This window comes from Mycobacterium sp. IDUB_39, assembly GCF_055419205.1.
Genome location: NZ_JBVAXF010000001.1, coordinates 261,393 through 277,914 on the forward strand (window position 1 = coordinate 261,393; position 16,522 = coordinate 277,914).

Annotated in this window: 18 protein-coding genes and 1 pseudogene; 4 read left to right on the forward strand and 15 right to left on the reverse strand. The window is 66.0% G+C overall.

What is annotated here, in order from left to right:
- Positions 1-26: 26 nt before the first annotated feature.
- The 5 genes from rpsG to ACZY0X_RS01330 all read right to left on the reverse strand — a co-directional run bounded on the left by rpsG (position 27) and on the right by ACZY0X_RS01330 (position 2,898).
- Entirely contained in the window at positions 27-497 is a 471-nt protein-coding gene (gene rpsG / locus ACZY0X_RS01310) for a 30S ribosomal protein S7 (RefSeq protein ID WP_099037227.1), read from the reverse strand.
- On the reverse strand, positions 497-871 hold the full coding sequence (rpsL, locus tag ACZY0X_RS01315) for a 30S ribosomal protein S12 (protein ID WP_135126427.1): 375 nt from the start codon (positions 869-871) through the stop codon (positions 497-499). The genes rpsG and rpsL overlap by 1 nt, the downstream gene beginning before the upstream one ends.
- 283 nt (positions 872-1,154) lie before the next feature.
- Positions 1,155-1,766 (reverse strand): TetR/AcrR family transcriptional regulator, encoded by a 612-nt coding sequence (locus tag ACZY0X_RS01320; protein WP_463767797.1) that lies wholly within the window; start codon positions 1,764-1,766, stop codon positions 1,155-1,157.
- Positions 1,767-1,858: 92 nt separating this feature from the next.
- Positions 1,859-2,407, reverse strand: coding sequence for a DUF3558 domain-containing protein (locus tag ACZY0X_RS01325; RefSeq protein ID WP_463767798.1), 549 nt, complete (start codon positions 2,405-2,407; stop codon positions 1,859-1,861).
- Positions 2,407-2,898, reverse strand: coding sequence for a DUF3558 domain-containing protein (locus tag ACZY0X_RS01330; protein WP_463767799.1), 492 nt, complete (start codon positions 2,896-2,898; stop codon positions 2,407-2,409). Before ACZY0X_RS01330 ends, ACZY0X_RS01325 begins: the two co-directional genes overlap by 1 nt.
- A gap of 186 nt (positions 2,899-3,084) precedes the next feature.
- On the opposite strand from ACZY0X_RS01330, the gene ACZY0X_RS01335 reads away from it, so the two are divergent.
- Together ACZY0X_RS01335 and ACZY0X_RS01340 are read left to right on the forward strand one after the other, a co-directional pair.
- Positions 3,085-3,459 carry a DUF3060 domain-containing protein gene (locus ACZY0X_RS01335; RefSeq protein WP_463767800.1) on the forward strand — a complete coding sequence of 125 codons (375 nt, stop codon included), beginning with the start codon at positions 3,085-3,087 and terminating at the stop codon, positions 3,457-3,459.
- Between the two features lie 51 nt (positions 3,460-3,510).
- Positions 3,511-3,921, forward strand: a complete 411-nt coding sequence (locus ACZY0X_RS01340; RefSeq protein WP_463767801.1) for a DUF3060 domain-containing protein — start codon at positions 3,511-3,513, stop codon at positions 3,919-3,921.
- Positions 3,922-3,958: 37 nt separating this feature from the next.
- Here ACZY0X_RS01340 and ACZY0X_RS01345 read toward each other — a convergent pair whose 3' ends face one another.
- A complete protein-coding gene (locus tag ACZY0X_RS01345; RefSeq protein ID WP_463767802.1) occupies positions 3,959-5,122 on the reverse strand; it encodes an iron-containing alcohol dehydrogenase in 1,164 nt (387 codons plus the stop codon).
- An 86-nt stretch (positions 5,123-5,208) separates the two neighbouring features.
- Here ACZY0X_RS01345 and ACZY0X_RS01350 point away from each other — a divergent pair, with 86 nt between their 5' ends.
- Entirely contained in the window at positions 5,209-6,102 is an 894-nt protein-coding gene (locus ACZY0X_RS01350; protein ID WP_463767804.1) for a LysR family transcriptional regulator, read from the forward strand.
- A gap of 6 nt (positions 6,103-6,108) precedes the next feature.
- Here the strand turns inward: ACZY0X_RS01350 and ACZY0X_RS01355 are convergent, their stop codons facing one another.
- From ACZY0X_RS01355 to ACZY0X_RS01380, 6 genes are all read right to left on the reverse strand, one after another.
- Positions 6,109-7,527 (reverse strand): amidase, encoded by a 1,419-nt coding sequence (locus ACZY0X_RS01355; protein WP_463767805.1) that lies wholly within the window; start codon positions 7,525-7,527, stop codon positions 6,109-6,111.
- A gap of 39 nt (positions 7,528-7,566) precedes the next feature.
- Positions 7,567-8,886, reverse strand: a complete 1,320-nt coding sequence (locus tag ACZY0X_RS01360; RefSeq protein ID WP_463767807.1) for a purine-cytosine permease family protein — start codon at positions 8,884-8,886, stop codon at positions 7,567-7,569.
- 331 nt (positions 8,887-9,217) lie between these two features.
- Complete coding sequence (locus tag ACZY0X_RS01365; protein ID WP_463767808.1) at positions 9,218-10,027, reverse strand: crotonase/enoyl-CoA hydratase family protein; 810 nt, start codon at positions 10,025-10,027, stop codon at positions 9,218-9,220.
- Positions 10,024-10,737 carry a PaaX family transcriptional regulator C-terminal domain-containing protein gene (locus ACZY0X_RS01370; protein ID WP_463768724.1) on the reverse strand — a complete coding sequence of 238 codons (714 nt, stop codon included), beginning with the start codon at positions 10,735-10,737 and terminating at the stop codon, positions 10,024-10,026. The genes ACZY0X_RS01365 and ACZY0X_RS01370 overlap by 4 nt, the downstream gene beginning before the upstream one ends.
- Before the next feature lie 15 nt (positions 10,738-10,752).
- Complete coding sequence (locus ACZY0X_RS01375; protein WP_463767809.1) at positions 10,753-11,691, reverse strand: crotonase/enoyl-CoA hydratase family protein; 939 nt, start codon at positions 11,689-11,691, stop codon at positions 10,753-10,755.
- A complete protein-coding gene (locus tag ACZY0X_RS01380) occupies positions 11,688-13,325 on the reverse strand; it encodes an acyl-CoA dehydrogenase family protein (RefSeq protein ID WP_463767810.1) in 1,638 nt (545 codons plus the stop codon). Before ACZY0X_RS01380 ends, ACZY0X_RS01375 begins: the two co-directional genes overlap by 4 nt.
- Positions 13,326-13,395: 70 nt before the next feature.
- Between ACZY0X_RS01380 and ACZY0X_RS01385 the strand changes: the two are divergent.
- Positions 13,396-13,671, forward strand: a pseudogene (locus ACZY0X_RS01385) (cupin domain-containing protein); the annotation flags it as partial.
- Here the strand turns inward: ACZY0X_RS01385 and ACZY0X_RS01390 are convergent.
- From ACZY0X_RS01390 to ACZY0X_RS01400, 3 genes are all read right to left on the reverse strand, one after another.
- Positions 13,609-14,844: a phosphatase PAP2 family protein gene (locus ACZY0X_RS01390; protein WP_463767812.1), complete on the reverse strand. Its 1,236-nt coding sequence runs from the start codon at positions 14,842-14,844 to the stop codon at positions 13,609-13,611. The pseudogene ACZY0X_RS01385 and the gene ACZY0X_RS01390 sit on opposite strands and share 63 nt — an antisense overlap.
- Positions 14,845-14,910: 66 nt before the next feature.
- Entirely contained in the window at positions 14,911-15,375 is a 465-nt protein-coding gene (locus tag ACZY0X_RS01395) for a RidA family protein (protein WP_463767813.1), read from the reverse strand.
- Positions 15,372-16,520, reverse strand: a complete 1,149-nt coding sequence (locus ACZY0X_RS01400; RefSeq protein ID WP_463767814.1) for a M24 family metallopeptidase — start codon at positions 16,518-16,520, stop codon at positions 15,372-15,374. Before ACZY0X_RS01400 ends, ACZY0X_RS01395 begins: the two co-directional genes overlap by 4 nt.
- Positions 16,521-16,522 lie beyond the last annotated feature (2 nt).

The window sequence follows — 16,522 nt, forward strand, 5'->3', positions numbered from 1 at the left end:
CGCTGAATTACCGCCGGGCGAGTAAATCACCAGCGGTAGTGCGCAAAGGCCCGGTTCGCCTCGGCCATCTTGTGGACATCCTCGCGACGCTTGACAGCGGCGCCCAGTCCATTGCTGGCGTCGAGGAGCTCGTTCGCCAACCGCTCGACCATGGTCTTCTCGCGGCGTTGCTTGGAGAAACTGACCAACCAGCGCAGTGCGAGGGTCGTCGAGCGCTCCGGACGCACCTCGACGGGCACCTGGTAGGTGGCGCCACCGACGCGGCGGCTGCGAACCTCGAGGGCCGGCTTGACGTTGTCCATGGCGCGCTTGAGCGTCACCACGGGATCGGTGCCAGTCTTCTCGCGGGCCTGCTCGAGCGCACCGTAGACGATGCGTTCGGCCAGCGACTTCTTACCGTCCAGCAGGACCTTGTTCACCAGCTGGGTGACCAGCTGCGAACCGTAGACCGGGTCATTGACCAGAGGACGCTTGGGCGCGGGTCCCTTGCGTGGCATTAGCTCTTCTCCTTCTTGGCGCCGTAACGGCTGCGGGCCTGCTTGCGGTTCTTCACGCCCTGGGTGTCGAGCGAGCCACGGATGATCTTGTAGCGCACACCGGGGAGGTCCTTCACACGACCACCACGCACCAGCACCATCGAGTGCTCCTGCAGGTTGTGACCCTCACCCGGGATGTAGGCCGTGACCTCGACCGCGCTGGTCAGCTTGACGCGCGCAACCTTGCGAAGTGCCGAGTTCGGCTTCTTCGGGGTGGTGGTGTACACGCGAGTGCACACGCCGCGACGCTGCGGACTGCCCTTGAGTGCCGCGGTCTTGACCTTGGCGATCTTGTCGCGGCGACCCTTGCGGACCAGCTGGTTGATGGTTGGCATGTACCGGCTTTCTGTGTTGCTACTGGTTGCTACGTGTAACGCTTCATCTTCAAGTCTGTGTACTGCGGTTTCACACCCCGCCGCTACCCCGCGACCGGGCGTGTCGCACGCGCCCCCGCATCGATTTCTCCGATGCATAGTGGACATGCGAATTGGCCCGGCGTGCAGGCATGCCTGCGCGTATTACAGCCGCAAGCGCCTTGGCCAGGCACGAGCGACCACGATACCCGCCCGCGGTGGCGCAGGTCAAAGCGCGCCGGAGTGCCCCCGCCCGACCGGGCCGTCAGCGCCTCTCCATGCCTGCTGCCAGTCGCAACACCATATCGGTGAAGACGGCGTCGGTGTCGATGTCGTCCATGACCCCGGTCATCTCCAACAATACGAAGCCGTGCAAGGCCGACCAGAACTCCAGCGCCGAGTAGAACGCGTTCTCGTCATCCAACCCGTAGGACATCAGGACCTGGATGACCGGCCCAGCCGCGGCACGCGTGGCGGCCGTGTACTCGGGATCATCGCCGCCGAACGGCATCCGGGTGAACGCCGAATAGCGTCCCGGATGGTGGTGGGCGTAGCTGCGATACGCGCTTGCCATGGAGACCACGGCGTCGTCGCGGGTGCGCCCGTCACCAACGGTGTTGAGCATCCCGATGAGGTCGTCGACGACGCGCATCCGAACGGTCCTGCGCAGGTCATCGAGGCTGTGCACGTGGTTGTAGAGCGACGGACCCTTGGTGCCGAGCTGATTGGCAAGGGCGTTGATGGTCAATGCATCCCAGCCGTCGCGGTCGAGGAAGGTCAGGGCGGCGTTCACGATGGCGTCGCGGCTGAGCTTCGTGGTCCGCGCCGGCGGCCTGACGCGCCCGCCCACGGTGAGCGGCTCCGGCCGACCTGCCATGTGTGCCATTTCCTTCGGTCGTTTCTGGCCCTGGTGCTCGCTTCCACGAACTTGGGTGACTAATGACTCTAACCGGAAACACGCCCCACGGGTCAGTTCACACGGTCCTGACTGCGCTGGGCGAGTTGCTCGGCGACCACGCACAGATCGGGCAGCATCCCGGGGTTCATCGTCTGGATCGACCAGGTGATGACGTCCTGACCCTTGGTCACGTAGATGCTGCAGGCGTTGTCATCGTGGGCCTTGAACCCCTTGTTGCCGTCGAGCGACATCTCGGTGAGCTCGCGTCCGGCGCTGCGCTCCAGCGTGCGCTCGGTGTCCAGGTCGCTGCCGCGGTACCACCACGTGGAGATCCCCATGCCGACGCCGAACGTGCCGATGACGGTGTTCTCCTGCCAGAAGCAGCCCGAGTCGTTGTCCACCACCTTCGTGAACGACGTGGCGCCGACCGCCTTCGCGATGTCGGCATCGGTCACGCCGTTGCAGTCCATGGCACGAAACCCCGGACCTGCCGGGGTGGTGGGTGGCGGCGACTCCGGGGCGGGTGCCGAGCCACAGCCGGCGAACGCCGCGGCTGCCAACACTGCGCCCACCAGGGCGCTGAAGGCGCGGGTGGCGCGCGACGGCATCGCAGGCGCCATCACATGTCCGAAGAGAGAGTGGCGGCCAGGAGCGTCTCGGCGTCCAAGCATGCCTCGGTCCCGACACCGGGACGGAACTGCACCCACCAGGTCAGCACACCAGTGCCCGCAGCGGCCGTCGCCGCGCACGCCGCGGGATTGTCCTCGGTGGTGGCCGTGAAGGCGGGGTGACGCTCGATGTCGGTGTCGGCGACCCGTGCGCCGCGTTCGGTGGCGAGGTCGCGTTCGCGATCCAGCGTGCCGGTCTCGAACCAGGAGAACACCACGTCAACCAGAGCGCCCTGCCGGACCAACACGTATTGGCAAACCGCGCCGCTGTAGGGACGCACGACACTCTCGGCCCGCAGCGTGTCCTGGACGGTGCTGTCGAGCAGGAACCCGCAGCGGTCATCGACATAGCCGTAACTGCGCTCGGGGTCGGGGACGGCGGCTGTGGACCGTCGTGCGGCCCCGTCGACGGTCTGCGTACACGCCGCGGCGGTGACAGTCATAGTGACCGCCACAAAAGCTAACGTCCTGGACCGCCATCGCATCGGCGTCCACGCTACCCAGGGCCCGCTACCGGGGCGACTCATCCGATCGGCGCGACTGGTATCAAACCAACGAAGTGTTGCCACCAGCGCATCCCGGCGACGTAGGCTGCCATGATCCGTACCGCTACGAGGGGGACCACCGTGATGTTCAAGACGCTTGGCGGGTCGCTGGCGACGTGCGTTCTCGCACTCCCGATGGCGTTGGCCGTCGGGGCACCGGTGGCGCAGGCCAAGAACGGCGACACCCACGTCACGGGTCAGGGCATCACTCAGACGCTGGACTGCAACGAGTCCGCACTGCTGGTGACGGGAACCGGGAACTACGTCACCGCCAAGGGAACCTGCTGGGGCATAGCGGTTCAGGGCTCGTCGAACATCGTCATCGCCGACAACGTGATCAACGACATCACCGTCTACGGATCCGACCAGACGGTGCTGTTCCACGACGGCAATCCGCTGCTGTGGGACCGCGGTCGCGAACTCGGCATGGTCAACCGAATCGACCGCGTTCCCGCGTAGTCTGGCAGCGGCGCCGAATCGACGCCGCGATACCCGACGAAGCGAGGAACCATGCGTGCGCGTTACCGCGGTCTGGTCAGTGCAATCGGTGCGACAGCCGCCCTCGTGATTCTGACCGGCTGCGGATCAGACAGCACGGACACCAACGCGCCATCGATCACGGCTGGCACCTCCGGCGCCCAGATCGAGATCGGAAACACTATCAACTACGGCTCGTTCGGGACGACGGCCGATATCGACTGCGCCGACGGCAAGTCCCTCAACGTCGGTGGCTCGAACAACACGCTGACCGTCAAGGGAACCTGCGCCAGCGTGAACATCGGCGGTGCAGACAACAAGATCACGTTCGAGACGGTGAACGACAGCATCAGCGTCGTCGGCCTGAACAACACGGTCAGCTACACGGCCGGCGACCCCAAGGTCGACGACCGCGGCAGCGGCAACAAGATCACGAAGGGCTGATCCGCGCCATCGGTCGCATCCCGATCGGCGAAGGGCGTCAGAAGATCTGACGGTAGAGGTCGACGATCTCCTCGCGCGTCGGTACCCGCGGGTTGTTGTCAGGGGACCCGGAGGCCAGCGCTTGAACCGCCATCGTGTCCAGCTGCGCCTCCCAATCCGCCTTGCCGATGCCGTACGACCGCGGCGTTGGGACTTCCACATCGGCACACAGCTGTCGCAGTTCGGTCACCAAAGCACTTGCCGCTTCGGCATTGTCGACGGATTCGGCAACGACCCCCATGGCCTTCGCGCAGTCTGAGTACCTGTCGATCGCCGAGTCGATCGAGAACTCTGTGACCGCAGGCAGGAGCATCGCGTTGGAAAGGCCGTGTGCGACATGGAAGTGCCCACCGATGGGACGACTCATCCCGTGCACCAACGCGACGCTGGAGTTCGAGAACGCCATCCCCGCCTGTGTTGACGCCAGCATCATCGCCTCACGGGCCTCACGGTCCGCTCCGTCGGCATACGCGCGGCGCAGGTACAACGAGATCGACCTCATGGCAGCCAATGCGAGCGCGTCTGTGAACGCGCTGGCCCGCCGGCTCACATAGGCCTCGATGGCGTGAGTGAGCGCATCGACGCCGGTGTCCGCGGTCAGACGAGCCGGCATCGACACCGTCAGCTCGAAGTCCACGACCATCGCGACGGGCAGGAACGACAATCCGGGGCAGAGCATCTTCTCGTCAGTTCGGCCGTCCGTTATCACCGTGAATTGAGTTGCCTCCGAGCCACTTCCGGACGTCGTCGGCACGGCGACGATCGGAAGTGCCGGGCCCATGTAGCTGTTGGGCGCCTTGAAGGACGCGATCTCCCCGCCGCTGACCGATAGCACCGCCAGCGCCTTGGCGGTGTCCATCGGGCTGCCCCCACCGAAACCGATGATTCCGTCGGCGCCGTGTGTACGGACGAGCGCCAATCCGTCCTCGAGGGAGGCGACCGTCGGGTCGGGCACGGTCTCGGCGAAGACTGCGGGCTCAGATCCCGCTGCCTGCAATATCTTAACGAGGCGCTCGGTCTGCCCGGTCTCGGTGAGGTACTGATCGGTGACCAACACAGGCCTGGCGATCCCGAGTTGAGCGACCACGGATCCAAGCTCATCGATCGACCCGGCACCGAACCTGGCGAAACGGGGCAGGGCGATAGTGAAGGCTTCAGTCATGCCCCAATGATCGAATCTCGTTCATGCACCAGTCAATGGCGAATCCCGCACTGTGCCGTGCGATTTTGCACGTGTAGGTTGGGGTCATGTTCAGTGCGGACAACCTGCGCTTCTTCCTCGAGGTCGCACGTACCGGGCGACTCAATGAGGCCGCCCGCAATCTGGCTGTGGATCACACGACGGTCGGGCGGCGGATCACCACACTCGAGAAATCGTTGGGGGAACGGCTATTTGACCGGTCCCCGGGAGGGTGGCAGCTGACTGAGGCGGGCGCGGATCTACTTCCGCGTGCGGAGTCGGTGGAATCTGCCGTCATCGCGGCGTACGACGCTCGGATATCCGGCGCAGGACCGCTGACCGGCACGGTCCGAATAGTGACTCCCGATGGCTTCGGCGCATTCGTCGTCGCACCGCAGCTCGTCGAACTGCGACGCAGGCATCCCCGTCTCGATGTCGAACTCGTCACCGCGACTGAACACGGCTCACTGTCCGCGCGCCACTTCGATGTCGCGGTCACGCTCGAAGAGCCCCCGCCGCGGTCCGTCCACGTTCAGCAGCTGGCCAGTTACTACCTACGCCTGTACGCCGCCGAGGAGTACCTCGCCGCGGCGTCGCCGATATCGGAGTTGGCGGACCTGAAGAACCACACCCTGATCTGGTACATCGACGCCCTGCTCGACGTGGCGCCGCTACGCATCCTTGAGTCGCTGCCCCACAAGCAACGAGTCGCCATTCAAACCAACAACATCACCGGCCATTGGACCGCAGCCCGCAGCGGGTTGGGCATCGCCCCGCTACCGCAGTATGTGGGTGAGCCGGACGAGTCGTTGAGAGCTGTTCTGCCGGAATCATTCTCGGTTCGTCGCAACTACTGGCTGGTCATTCCGCGCGAACTACGCCAAGTTGGCCGAGTACGCGCCGTCGCGCAGTTCCTTCGCGCGTCGGTGACGTCCAACCCCTACCTGACCCAAGGGACGTAGTGAGGATCAGACGGCGGGGTGTCGTTTGTTCCACGGCGTAACCGCCTGGAAGGCACCCACGATGTCGACGAGCCTGCGCTCCTCGAACGCACTGCCGACCATCTGCAATCCGACGGGAAACGGATGCCCGGCCTCGGTGGTGGTGAAGCCGCCGGGGAAGGTAACCGTCGGGAGCTGCGACAGGGTGAACGGAACGGTGAAACGGTGCACCCCTGCGGTCGTCTCATCGTCCATGCGGACCATCTTCTCGACCGTCGGCGCGATGAAGGACATCGCAGGGATCAGCGCCGCGTCCACCTGACCCAATGCCGCCTCCATCCGTGCCTTGAACACCAGCCGTCGCTGCAGGAGCACGTCGTACTCGATGCCGGACATACCGATCCCGAGTTCGATCAGTTCGCGCAGCGCCGGGCCGTAGGTGTCCTTGTGCACGGGGTACAGATCCCGGTGAGCACGCGCGGTCTGCACAGCACACACGCCGAACCAGTCGGTGATGGCCTCAGTCGGTTCGGGCAGGGTGATAGGTATCAACTCAGCGCCGAGGTCGCGCAGCGTCTGCTCCGCCTCCCGGTGCGCATTCTCGACGTCCAGGCTGACATCGCGATAGCTCCATTCGGGGTCGACACCAATCCGGACGCCCGACAAGGATGCCGGTGACTTCGTGTCGAATCCGGGCACTGGCCGCAATGAGGCCGTCGGATCGCGCGGATCTGCACCGGCGATCGCGCCGAGCACCAGCCCGGCGTCCCGCGCGGATCGGCAGATCGGGCCGACGTGGTCCAGCGTCGCCGCGAGTTCCACGACACCAGCCCGGCTCACCCGACCCCACGTCGGCTTCAGACCCGTCGCACCATTTGACGCCGACGGCATACGGATCGAACCGCCCGTGTCGGAGCCGAGTGCGCCGAAGCACAGGCCTGCGACGGGAGCTACGCCACTGCCGCTCGAGGAGACACCGACCCAACGGTTGGGATCCCAGGGGTTCAGCGGCGCCTTGAACGGGGGTGTGTGCTCGGTGTACACACCCTCGGTGGTGTGCACCTTGCCCATGATGACCGCACCAGCCTGCTCGAGCCTCTCCACAACCGTCGCGGAGGTCGCCGCCACCTGCCCCGCGCGGGCCGCCATCCCGGCTTCGGTGCGCCACCCGGTCTTGTCGTAGATGTCCTTGATGGCCAGCGGCACCCCGTCCAGGGGACCACGTGCCGCGCCTGCCCTGCGTCGCTCGTCGGACTGTGCGGCCTGGGCCAAGGCCTGCTCGGCGGCCACGAAGGCGTAGGACCCCAATCGCTGATCCACTCCCGCGATTCTGTCCAAGGTCAGCTGGGTCAGCGCTTGTGCCGTGACGTCGCCGCCGGCCAGCAGATCCGCCACCTCGCAGATCTCAAGATAGTGCAGTTCGTCTGTCGAGTTCTCATCGGTCATATCGTCAATCTCCCTACACTAACCCCTGTTTCACGTATATCAGTCGACTGCATCTGCCGCCACGACCCGATCGTCACGCTCGTCATCGTCGGCAGCCGCTGCGGGTGAACCGTACTGCGAGCCTCTCGTCAGCACGGTGAGCGGGATGTACACGAGGGGCCCGACCAGCATTGCCGCGAAGGAGGCGAAGTGCATCGGGTAGACGCCCAGGACGCCCAGTGCGCCAACCGTCACGCCGGCCGCCAGGGCCGCCATACCGCACAGGTTCCAGTCCTTGACCCGGCCCTCCCGATACTCGATCTGGCTTCCCGGGGCAAGCTTCAACAGCTTCCGACAGACGAAGTAGTCACTGAGCAAGATGAAGATCCACGTGTTGGTCATGACACCCGTGACGGCGAGGAACTTGTCGGTGTACTGCAGGACATTGATCGGGTACAGCAACACACCGAGACCGACCAGAAGCACCATCCACCATTGCCGTCCAATGCGTTTGGGGGAAAGCACGTCCCATGCGTTGGACAGCGCGAGAGAACCCGAATACAGATTCATCACGTTGATCCGCACCTGTGTCAGGACCGCGAACACAACGCCGAGGACTCCCATCACGACCGCGAATATCAGGCCGGGATCGGTCGCAGCGAGTTCCTGTTCGGCCCGGGTCCCGTCGAAGTGCGAGATCATCGTGAAGCCGAGGAAGACACCGAACAGCATCACCACTGCAATCATCAGCAGCTCGACAAGCATCACTCCGGCTGTTCCGACATACGAGACCGATCGCTTCACGAAGCGGCCGTAATCGGTGGCAATCAGAGCCTGGAACACAACCTGACCATTTGCCAGGCTCAGTGCCTGCCACATGGCAGTCGCCGACACACCGTCCTGCACGGCCCACTCCCCCGGGCCGACGAGCACGTAGCCGTTGGCCAACATCACCATGCCGATGACGAACAGGATCAGAAATATCGGCATCCCGAAGCGTTGCAGGATGTTCATGGAGTGCATACCGCGCCACGAGTAGTACAGCGCGATGAGGGCGACGATTGCGAACACCACACTGGCGGCGGCGGAGTTGATTGATATGCCCGCGATCTCGCTGAGGCCGTGCGAGACGATACTGCCCTCGAAAATGAAGTAGAAGACATAGTTGACGGCGTAGACGAACGAGGCGATCGCAGAACCTCGACCGCCGAAACCAAGCCCGCGAGAGAGAAGCGGCAGCGACAGGCCCTCCTGGCTCGCAATTCTCATCACCAGCGCTCCGACCACGGTCGCGCCGATGACCATGTAGGCGATCGGAACGAGCACCGTCGGCCACCCCACCAGGAAGCCCATCTGGCCGCCCAGCGCAAACCAGAACATCGCTGTCACATTTCCCGTGAGAACCAGGAGAATGGCCGGCCGGCGCCACCGCTGACTATCCGGGACCCGCGTGGTCGCGTAACTCTCTATCTGATCATCAAGGCTGGTGGCCGGGCCCTGAAAGTAGTTACCGAAGCTCAACGTATGAATCCCTTCTTACCGTCACCACGGGACCGATGACGAAATGCACGCTGCCGCAACGTCCGTCGATCAGGGACTCCGGCACGAACACATCTAGTGATGTGCTCTACATCTCAGTCGCAGCACAGCCGTACGTCAACGGACAGTCCTGCAGTCCGGCGTGCAGAAATGCACGGCCGCGGGCCAGGAGTTAGGTACTCGCGCCGTGCCTGCCTGCCCCGTCGGCGAATCGCTTTGCGCCGGCCAGCGACTCGGATGACACCTTCGACAGGCTGGCGAACTCGGCGTCGATTGCCTCGGCCTCGGCCATCCCCCACTGCCCCATCATCGACAGCCGGTCGGCACGCATGCACAGCTGCGGCAACGCGGCGAGTTCAGCGGCCAGCTCCTCTGCGACGCGGCGCGACTCGCCCTTGGGGGCGATGCGATTGGCCAACCCCATGTCCAGCGCCTCCTGAGCGCCGACGGCGCGTCCGGTGAGGATGAGGTCCATCGCCCGACCGTGGCCGATCAGTCGGGGTAGCCGAACCGTGCCGCCGTCGATGAGCGGCACACCCCAGCGTCGACAGAACACCCCGAACACCGCATCCTCCTCGGCGATCCGCAGGTCACACCACAGAGCCAACTCGAGACCGCCCGCAACGGCGTAACCGCTGACGGCCGCGATCACCGGCTTGGACAGCACCATCCGCGTCGGACCCATCGGGCCGGGACCGGTGCGGTGTGCCGGGTTCATGTCTGGCGTACCGAATGCCTTGAGGTCCGCTCCCGCGCAGAAGGTTTCGTTGTCTCCCCAGAGCACCGCCACCGATGCCGAATCGTCGCGGTCGAACTCCTCGAATGCGGCGAGCAGTTCCGCGGCCGCGGGACCGTTGACGGCATTGCGGGCCGCGGGCCGGTTCATGATCACCGTGGTCACCGCGCCGTTGCGCTCGACCCGTACGCCGCCAGTGCCAGCCTCCCGGGTCGCTTCGCTCCTGCCCTCCGGAACCGTACTCATGTCGCCTCCATCAGTGCCGCGTCGTCGCGGCGTGCCACCAGTTCGGTGGCGAAGTCGTGATATGCCACGCGCAGTGCGGCACCCGGCCAGTCGCCGGGAAGCAGCTCAGCGGGTAGCACCGGGTCTGTGAGCAGGTGTCGCACCGCCGCGGCGGCCGCAGTGAACCGGCCGGGGATGTCAGCGGCCGAGGCCATCTCGTCGAGGAGCCGATTCCCGTCGTGCGCCCACGTCGGCAGGTTCCACAGCCGTCCGGCGAGATCGGCCGGATCGTCATCGCGCGCGGCCAGTACCCGCACGCGGTCGCGCAGTCCATCCGGCAGATCCGACTCAAGGTTCGCGGGCCGCATCCACACGCCCTCGCGCAGCTCACCGAAGCGCTTGTCCTGCAGTGCCATTCGCAGCGCAGCGCGACTGCGCGCGTCGATGCCCACGCTCGTCACGATCACCGTCGTCCACAGCCCGTCCCAGCTGCGCACGCGAGGATCCAGCGCTTCATCCTGGCGCCGCTGCCTGGCGAGGAGCCGCTCCGACAGCCGGTAGCCGTCTGCTGACCGGACCAGGTCACCGGCGCCCACCATGCGGGTCAGCGCCACCCGAAGCGTGGATTCGCGGATATCGAAATCGGCTGTCAGCCTGATCAGTTCACCCGCCGACGCCCACGCCGGATGCGCGCCGAGCAAGACGCTCAGCACCACCGACCGCGCGGGCATGCGCTTGTCCACCGATCACACCCCGGACGTCTGGCGCCCGGCGTCGCCGAACGGTTCGTCGCGGCTGCGGACCGCATCTCGGAAACCGTGTTCACGTGCCTCCGCGACGAACGCATGCCCCTCGGGGGTGTGTCTCGCGACGCCGTCGAACACCGTGCTGACCATCCGAGATGTCGCGATGCCCTGGTTGATCAGCGCGGTGTTGAGCGCCAACTTCGCCATGATCAACTGGTTGACGGGCATCGCGGCGATGCGCCCCACCAGGCGTTCGGTGCGCTCGTCGAGGTCTGCGGGATCGGGCGCCTCCACGGCCAACCCCCAGTCGGCGGCCTGGGCGCCCGAGATGCAATCCCCGGTGAAGAGAAGGCGTTTGGCGCGCTGATCCCCAAGCCGGTGGGCCCACAGTCCGGCAGCGGGCACGCCCCACACCCGCATCGGCGGGTAGCCGATCTTTGCGTCCGATGCGGCGATCACCTGGTCGGCGTGCAGTGCGATGTCGGTGCCGCCGGCCACGCAGTAGCCGTGAATCTTGACCACCGTCGGCTTGTCGGCGTGCATCAGGCTGGAGAACCCGCGGACGAACCGGCTCATCATCTGGTAGTCGATCATCGGGTCCCACGGCCGATCCGGCAGATGGTTGATCCCCTGGGTCTGGCCGGAGAGCACGGTGTCCCGGTACGGACTGCCACCTCCCGCCGAGGACGATCCCTCGGCGTAGGCCGAGAGGTCGAAGCCGGCGCAGAATCCCTCACCGCGACCCGAGACCAGGATGACGTGCACGCTGGGGTCGAGGTCGGCGCGCTCGACGAGTGCGGAGAGTTCCAACGGCGTGTCGGCGACGATCGCGTTGCCCTTCTCGGGGCGATTGAACGTGATCCGCGCGACGCGGTCGGTCACCTCGTAGGTCATGGTCTTCAGATCATCGAAGTCCACCGGCCTGATCGCGTGCGTCATCCCTTGACCATGGCGCGCTCGAGGATCGGCGCGAGATCCAGTCCCGTGGGCAGGGTTCCGAACGCAGCACCCCACTGCCCGCCGAGCCTGCTGGCCAGGAACGCCTCGGCGACGGCGGGATGGCCGTGGCGCACCAGCAGCGAGCCCTGCAGGGCCAGCGAGATGTCCTCGGCCACCTTGCGCGCTCGGTACTCGATGGTCTCGAGGTCCCCCTCGGCGCCAAGTGTCCTCCGCAGTGTGGCGACGTGAGCGTCCAGGCGGGCATCCTGACCGGCAGCGCTGTCCAACTCGTCGAAGAGCACATCGATGCACTCCGGCCGAGTCGCCATGGCGCGCAGCGTGTCCAGCGCGCTGACGTTGCCCGAACCCTCCCAGATACCCATGAGCGGCGCCTCACGGTAGAGCCGCGGCATACCCGACTCCTCGACGTAACCGTTGCCGCCGAGACATTCCATCGCCTCGGCCGCATGCGGTGTCGCGCGCTTGCACACCCAGTACTTCGCGGCGGCCAGGCCGATACGGCGCAGCATCGTCTCGCGCTCGTCACCGCGGACCGCCTTGTCGGTGGCGCCGGCCATCCGCATCGCGAGCATCGTCGCGGCCTCGGCCTCCACGGCGAGGTCGGCAAGAACGTTGCGCATCAGCGGCTGATCTATCAGGTACGCGCCGAATGCCTTTCGGTGTGCGGCGTGATGAATCGCGCGGGCCAGGCCGCTGCGCATGCTGGTGGCGCTGCCCAGCGTGCAGTCCAGGCGGGTCAGGTTGACCATCTCGATGATGGTCGGCACACCGCGGCCCTCCTCGCCGACAAGCCAGGCGATCGCCCCGTCGTACTCCACCTCGCTGGAGGCGTTGGCGTGGTTGCCGAGCTTGTCCTTGAGGCGCTGCAGAAACATCCTGTTGCGGGTGCCGTCAGGCAGGATGCGCGGCAGCAGGAAGCAGCTGAGCCCGCCCGGTGCCTGCGCGAGCACCAGAAAGATGTCGCACATCGGCGCCGAGGTGAACCACTTGTGCCCGGTGATGCTGTACGTCCCGAACCCGTTCGGCACCGCCTCGGTGGTGCCCGCCCGAACGTCGGAGCCGCCCTGCTTCTCCGTCATCGACATGCCGGCGGTGATGCCCGCCTTGCGGTTGGGGGCCTTGAGTTCGGGGTCGTAGACACGACTGCTCAGCAGTGGTTCGTAGACGGCCGACAGCTCCGGGTTGAAGCGCAGCGCGGGCACCACTGCATAGGTCATCGAGATCGGACAGATGTGACCGGGCTCCGGCGTCCACACCGACGTCTTGGCGGCCCGCACCACGTGCGCGCCCGCACGATCGTCGGCCCACGGCGCGGCGTGCAGACCGTGACCGACGGCGACGGTCATCAGTTCGTGATAGGCGGGGTCGTACTCCACCTCGTCGACGCGGTGGCCGGTCCGGTCGTGGGTGTGCAGCACCGGCCGGTTGCGGTCGGCGAGTTCGCCCCAACGCTGCGCCTGCGGGCTCCCGGACAGCGCGCCCAGGGCGGCGACCTCGTCCAGGCCCCACTCGCCGCCCTCGCGGATCAGCGCCTCAGTGAGGACCGGCGAGGTCGCGGGGTTGTAATCCTGCAGCGGTGGAACTTGATTGGTGACGACGTGTGTGTCTGCCATACCCCACTGTTACATTTTTCTGACAGTCGCACAAGAGTCGTAACATCGATGTCGGTCCGCGCCAGACATAATGTTCCGCGTGAAGCCGAATACCGCTGTTAGCGCCGCGACCCTGCACCTCGACCACACGCCCGTGCCCGCCGATCAGTCTGTGGGTGGGGCCCCCACGACGGCCACAGCCGCCATCGGCGAGTTCAGTGGCCTCGAGGTCGGCGTGTGGGAGATGACCCCCGGCGTGATGAGCGACGTGGAGGCCGACGAGGTCTTCGTCGTGCTGTCTGGATCAGCGACTGTCGAGTTCGCGGACGACAGTCCGACGCTGCACGTCGGCGTCGGCGACGTCGTCCGACTCGGCGCTGGCGCACAGACCGTCTGGACCGTCACTGAGACCATCCGGAAGGTATATCTGACCGTCGGGTGACGTTATCGGTGGCGGTGGCGGTAGCGGTGGCGCCGAGGATTTGGACGCCGATCTGGACCGCCACGCCTTGTATCGGTTGATGGCGATCATCACGACCGCGGCGAAGGCCCAGCCGATCAGGATGTCCACCACGTAGTGCTCGGCGGTGTAGACCAGCGTGAACGCCATGATCAGCGGATAGGCCACCAGCAGCGGCCGCCACTTGCGGTTCACGCGGTGCCAGAGGAATGCGGCGACCGCGGCCGTCATACCCGCGTGCAGCGACGGAATCGCTGCTACCAGGTTCACACTCGCCTGGCCCTGATCGATCAGCGCACTGGCCGAGTGCAGGTTGAGCTTGCCCCAACCACGCGCGACGATGCGCTCGATCCAGGGGTTTGCGCCGTCGTTGGTCGTCTGCATGGACCCGAGCAGGCCACCGTCGGTCACGCCGCGCGCCGAGCGGAACATGCAGCGCGGGTCCGACGGCCCGCCCTCGACGTCACCGGAAGTGCATCGCGCGGCCGCCCACGGCGGTGCAGCGGGCACGATCGCGTAGACGATCAGTGCCGCGAAGTTCAGCAACACGAACAGCCGGACGAAGGCCTTCCACTCCTCGCGATTGCGCAGCCACAGCACGGCCGCCACCACGTACGGGAGGACGAAGAACGACATGTAGACGGTGCTGATCGCGACTTCCCACCACGGCGGGTGCGGCAGCTTGAGCCGCTCCTGCAGCCACACGGTGGGCATGGTGCCGAAGAACAGCCACCGGTCGAGGTCGGCCTGCCAGTGCCACAGCGTGGGGCGTCCGATCAGGGTCGCCGCTCCCCTGCTCAGGTCGTAGGCGATGAGCACCAGCGCGAACGGCAGCCAGTCTCGAATGACGTACAGCATTCGTCGGCCCTGCCCGATGCTGGCCGCCAGGAGGCCGGTGCTGATGTAGAGCAGCAGCAGCTCACGGTTGAACGCGAAGCCGTCGGTGGCGGTTCGATACACCACAACGCCCGCCCAGACGGCGATGGCCGTCCATCGAAGAGCCCTCAACAGGCGCTCTCGACCGGCTTTGCGACCCTCATCTGGCGTCAATGCAATTGACGTCTGGTCAACTGCTGACACGCCAGCGAGCGTAGTTCATGGGTCGGCCAGCGCAAATTAGTCCGCCGTTCATTTACCGAATCGTGTTCAGGCGAGGTGCTCGCACCCTCCGTGATCCGCCCATTCGGCGGTGAGCACGACCTCGACCGGCGAGCCGCCGGGCAAGCTGCTGACCCCGATGGCCGCACGTGCCCCGACCTGCCCCTCGAAGCAGGCGGCCAGCACCGCGGAGGCGCCATTGGCCACGTCGCTGTGGCTGGCGAAGTCCGCCTGGGAGCGGATGTAGACGGTCATGTTGACGGGCCGGAGAAGCCTCCCGCCTTCCGGCAGTACCTGCTCGCAGGCATCGATGGCGCGCCTCACCGAATGGCCGGCGAGCTCGGCGGCGCGCTCGACGCCGATGTTGCCGGCGTGCCCATCGGTGCCGACGCTTGCGCTGACCGCCAGTTCGCCGTCAATCCGCGGCGTCATACCCGCGGACACCACCGTGTTGCCGACAATCGTGGCAGGCAGGTAGTGACCGAACGGCAGGACCTGCTCGGTAGCCGTCACGGTTGGGCGAGGTCGGTCAACTGGCACGAGGTGATGATCTCGGGGGCACCGTCGGTGATCACCACAGTGCCGGAGAACCCGAAGCCCGCCCTATCGCCTTCGCGCAGCGTCGGCACGACGTGCACAACCATCCCGGGCTCGAACGCGCGGTGCTCGGTCTCCTTCAGGGAGAGGATGTGCCCTTCGCCCCAGTCGGGTGCGAACGCAATACCCACCGAGTACCCGCTGCGCTTGCGGTACGTGTCGAGCAGTCCGTGCGAGTCGATGACCGCGCGGCAGCGGGCATGCGCCTCGGCCGGCGTACGTCCCGGCGTCAACAGTGCGATGGTCTCGTCGCGCGCCTCCTGGCAGGCTTGCGACATCCGGGCCTCGAACTCGGGCAGCGGGCCGGTCCACACGGTGTGCATCAACGGCGCGTGGTAGCGCCCCTTGGCCGCCGCCAGCTCGATCAGCACGCCCTCACCCACACCGATCACCCTGTCGGTCCAGCTGGCGTGGATGGTCCCCGCCCGTGGGCCGGACGCCACGAACGGTTCCATACCAACGTATTCGGATCCGGACGTGATCATCGCCGAGAAGGCGGCCGCTGCAACGTCACGCTCCCGAGCGCCTGGCACCGCCGCCAGCGCTCCGGCACGGAGGCCCACGTTGGTGATCTGCGCGGCCTTTCGGATCTGGTCGATCTCCACCGGCGACTTGATCAGGCGAAGCTCGGCCAGATCATCGTCGATCGGATGAACCGATCGCGGTGCCAGCGCATTCGCCAACTGGCCATGCTGAGCCGGGGTGAGGAACCAGGAGCGTTCCTCCAGGCCGATTCGAGTGCCCGTGCCAATGACCTCGGCAACCAGCTCGGCCGTGCGCTGCAGCGGATCGGCCACATCCGGGTAGCCGACGATGTTCGTCAACCATGTCGAGTGCCTGCCGTTGATCGTCTCAGTCTCTCGCGTCAGCAGCACCGGCTCACCGGTCTGCGGGACCAGCAGACACTGGTAGGTGTAGTAGCCCGGAGTCTCGTGACCGGTCAGGTAGCAGATGTTCTCTGGCGCCGTAACCACGGCAAGGTCCAAACCGAGTGCACTCAAACTCTTCTGGAACCGCTCGACGCGGGTGTCGTACTCGGCGCGATCGAATGTTGGTGTCATGG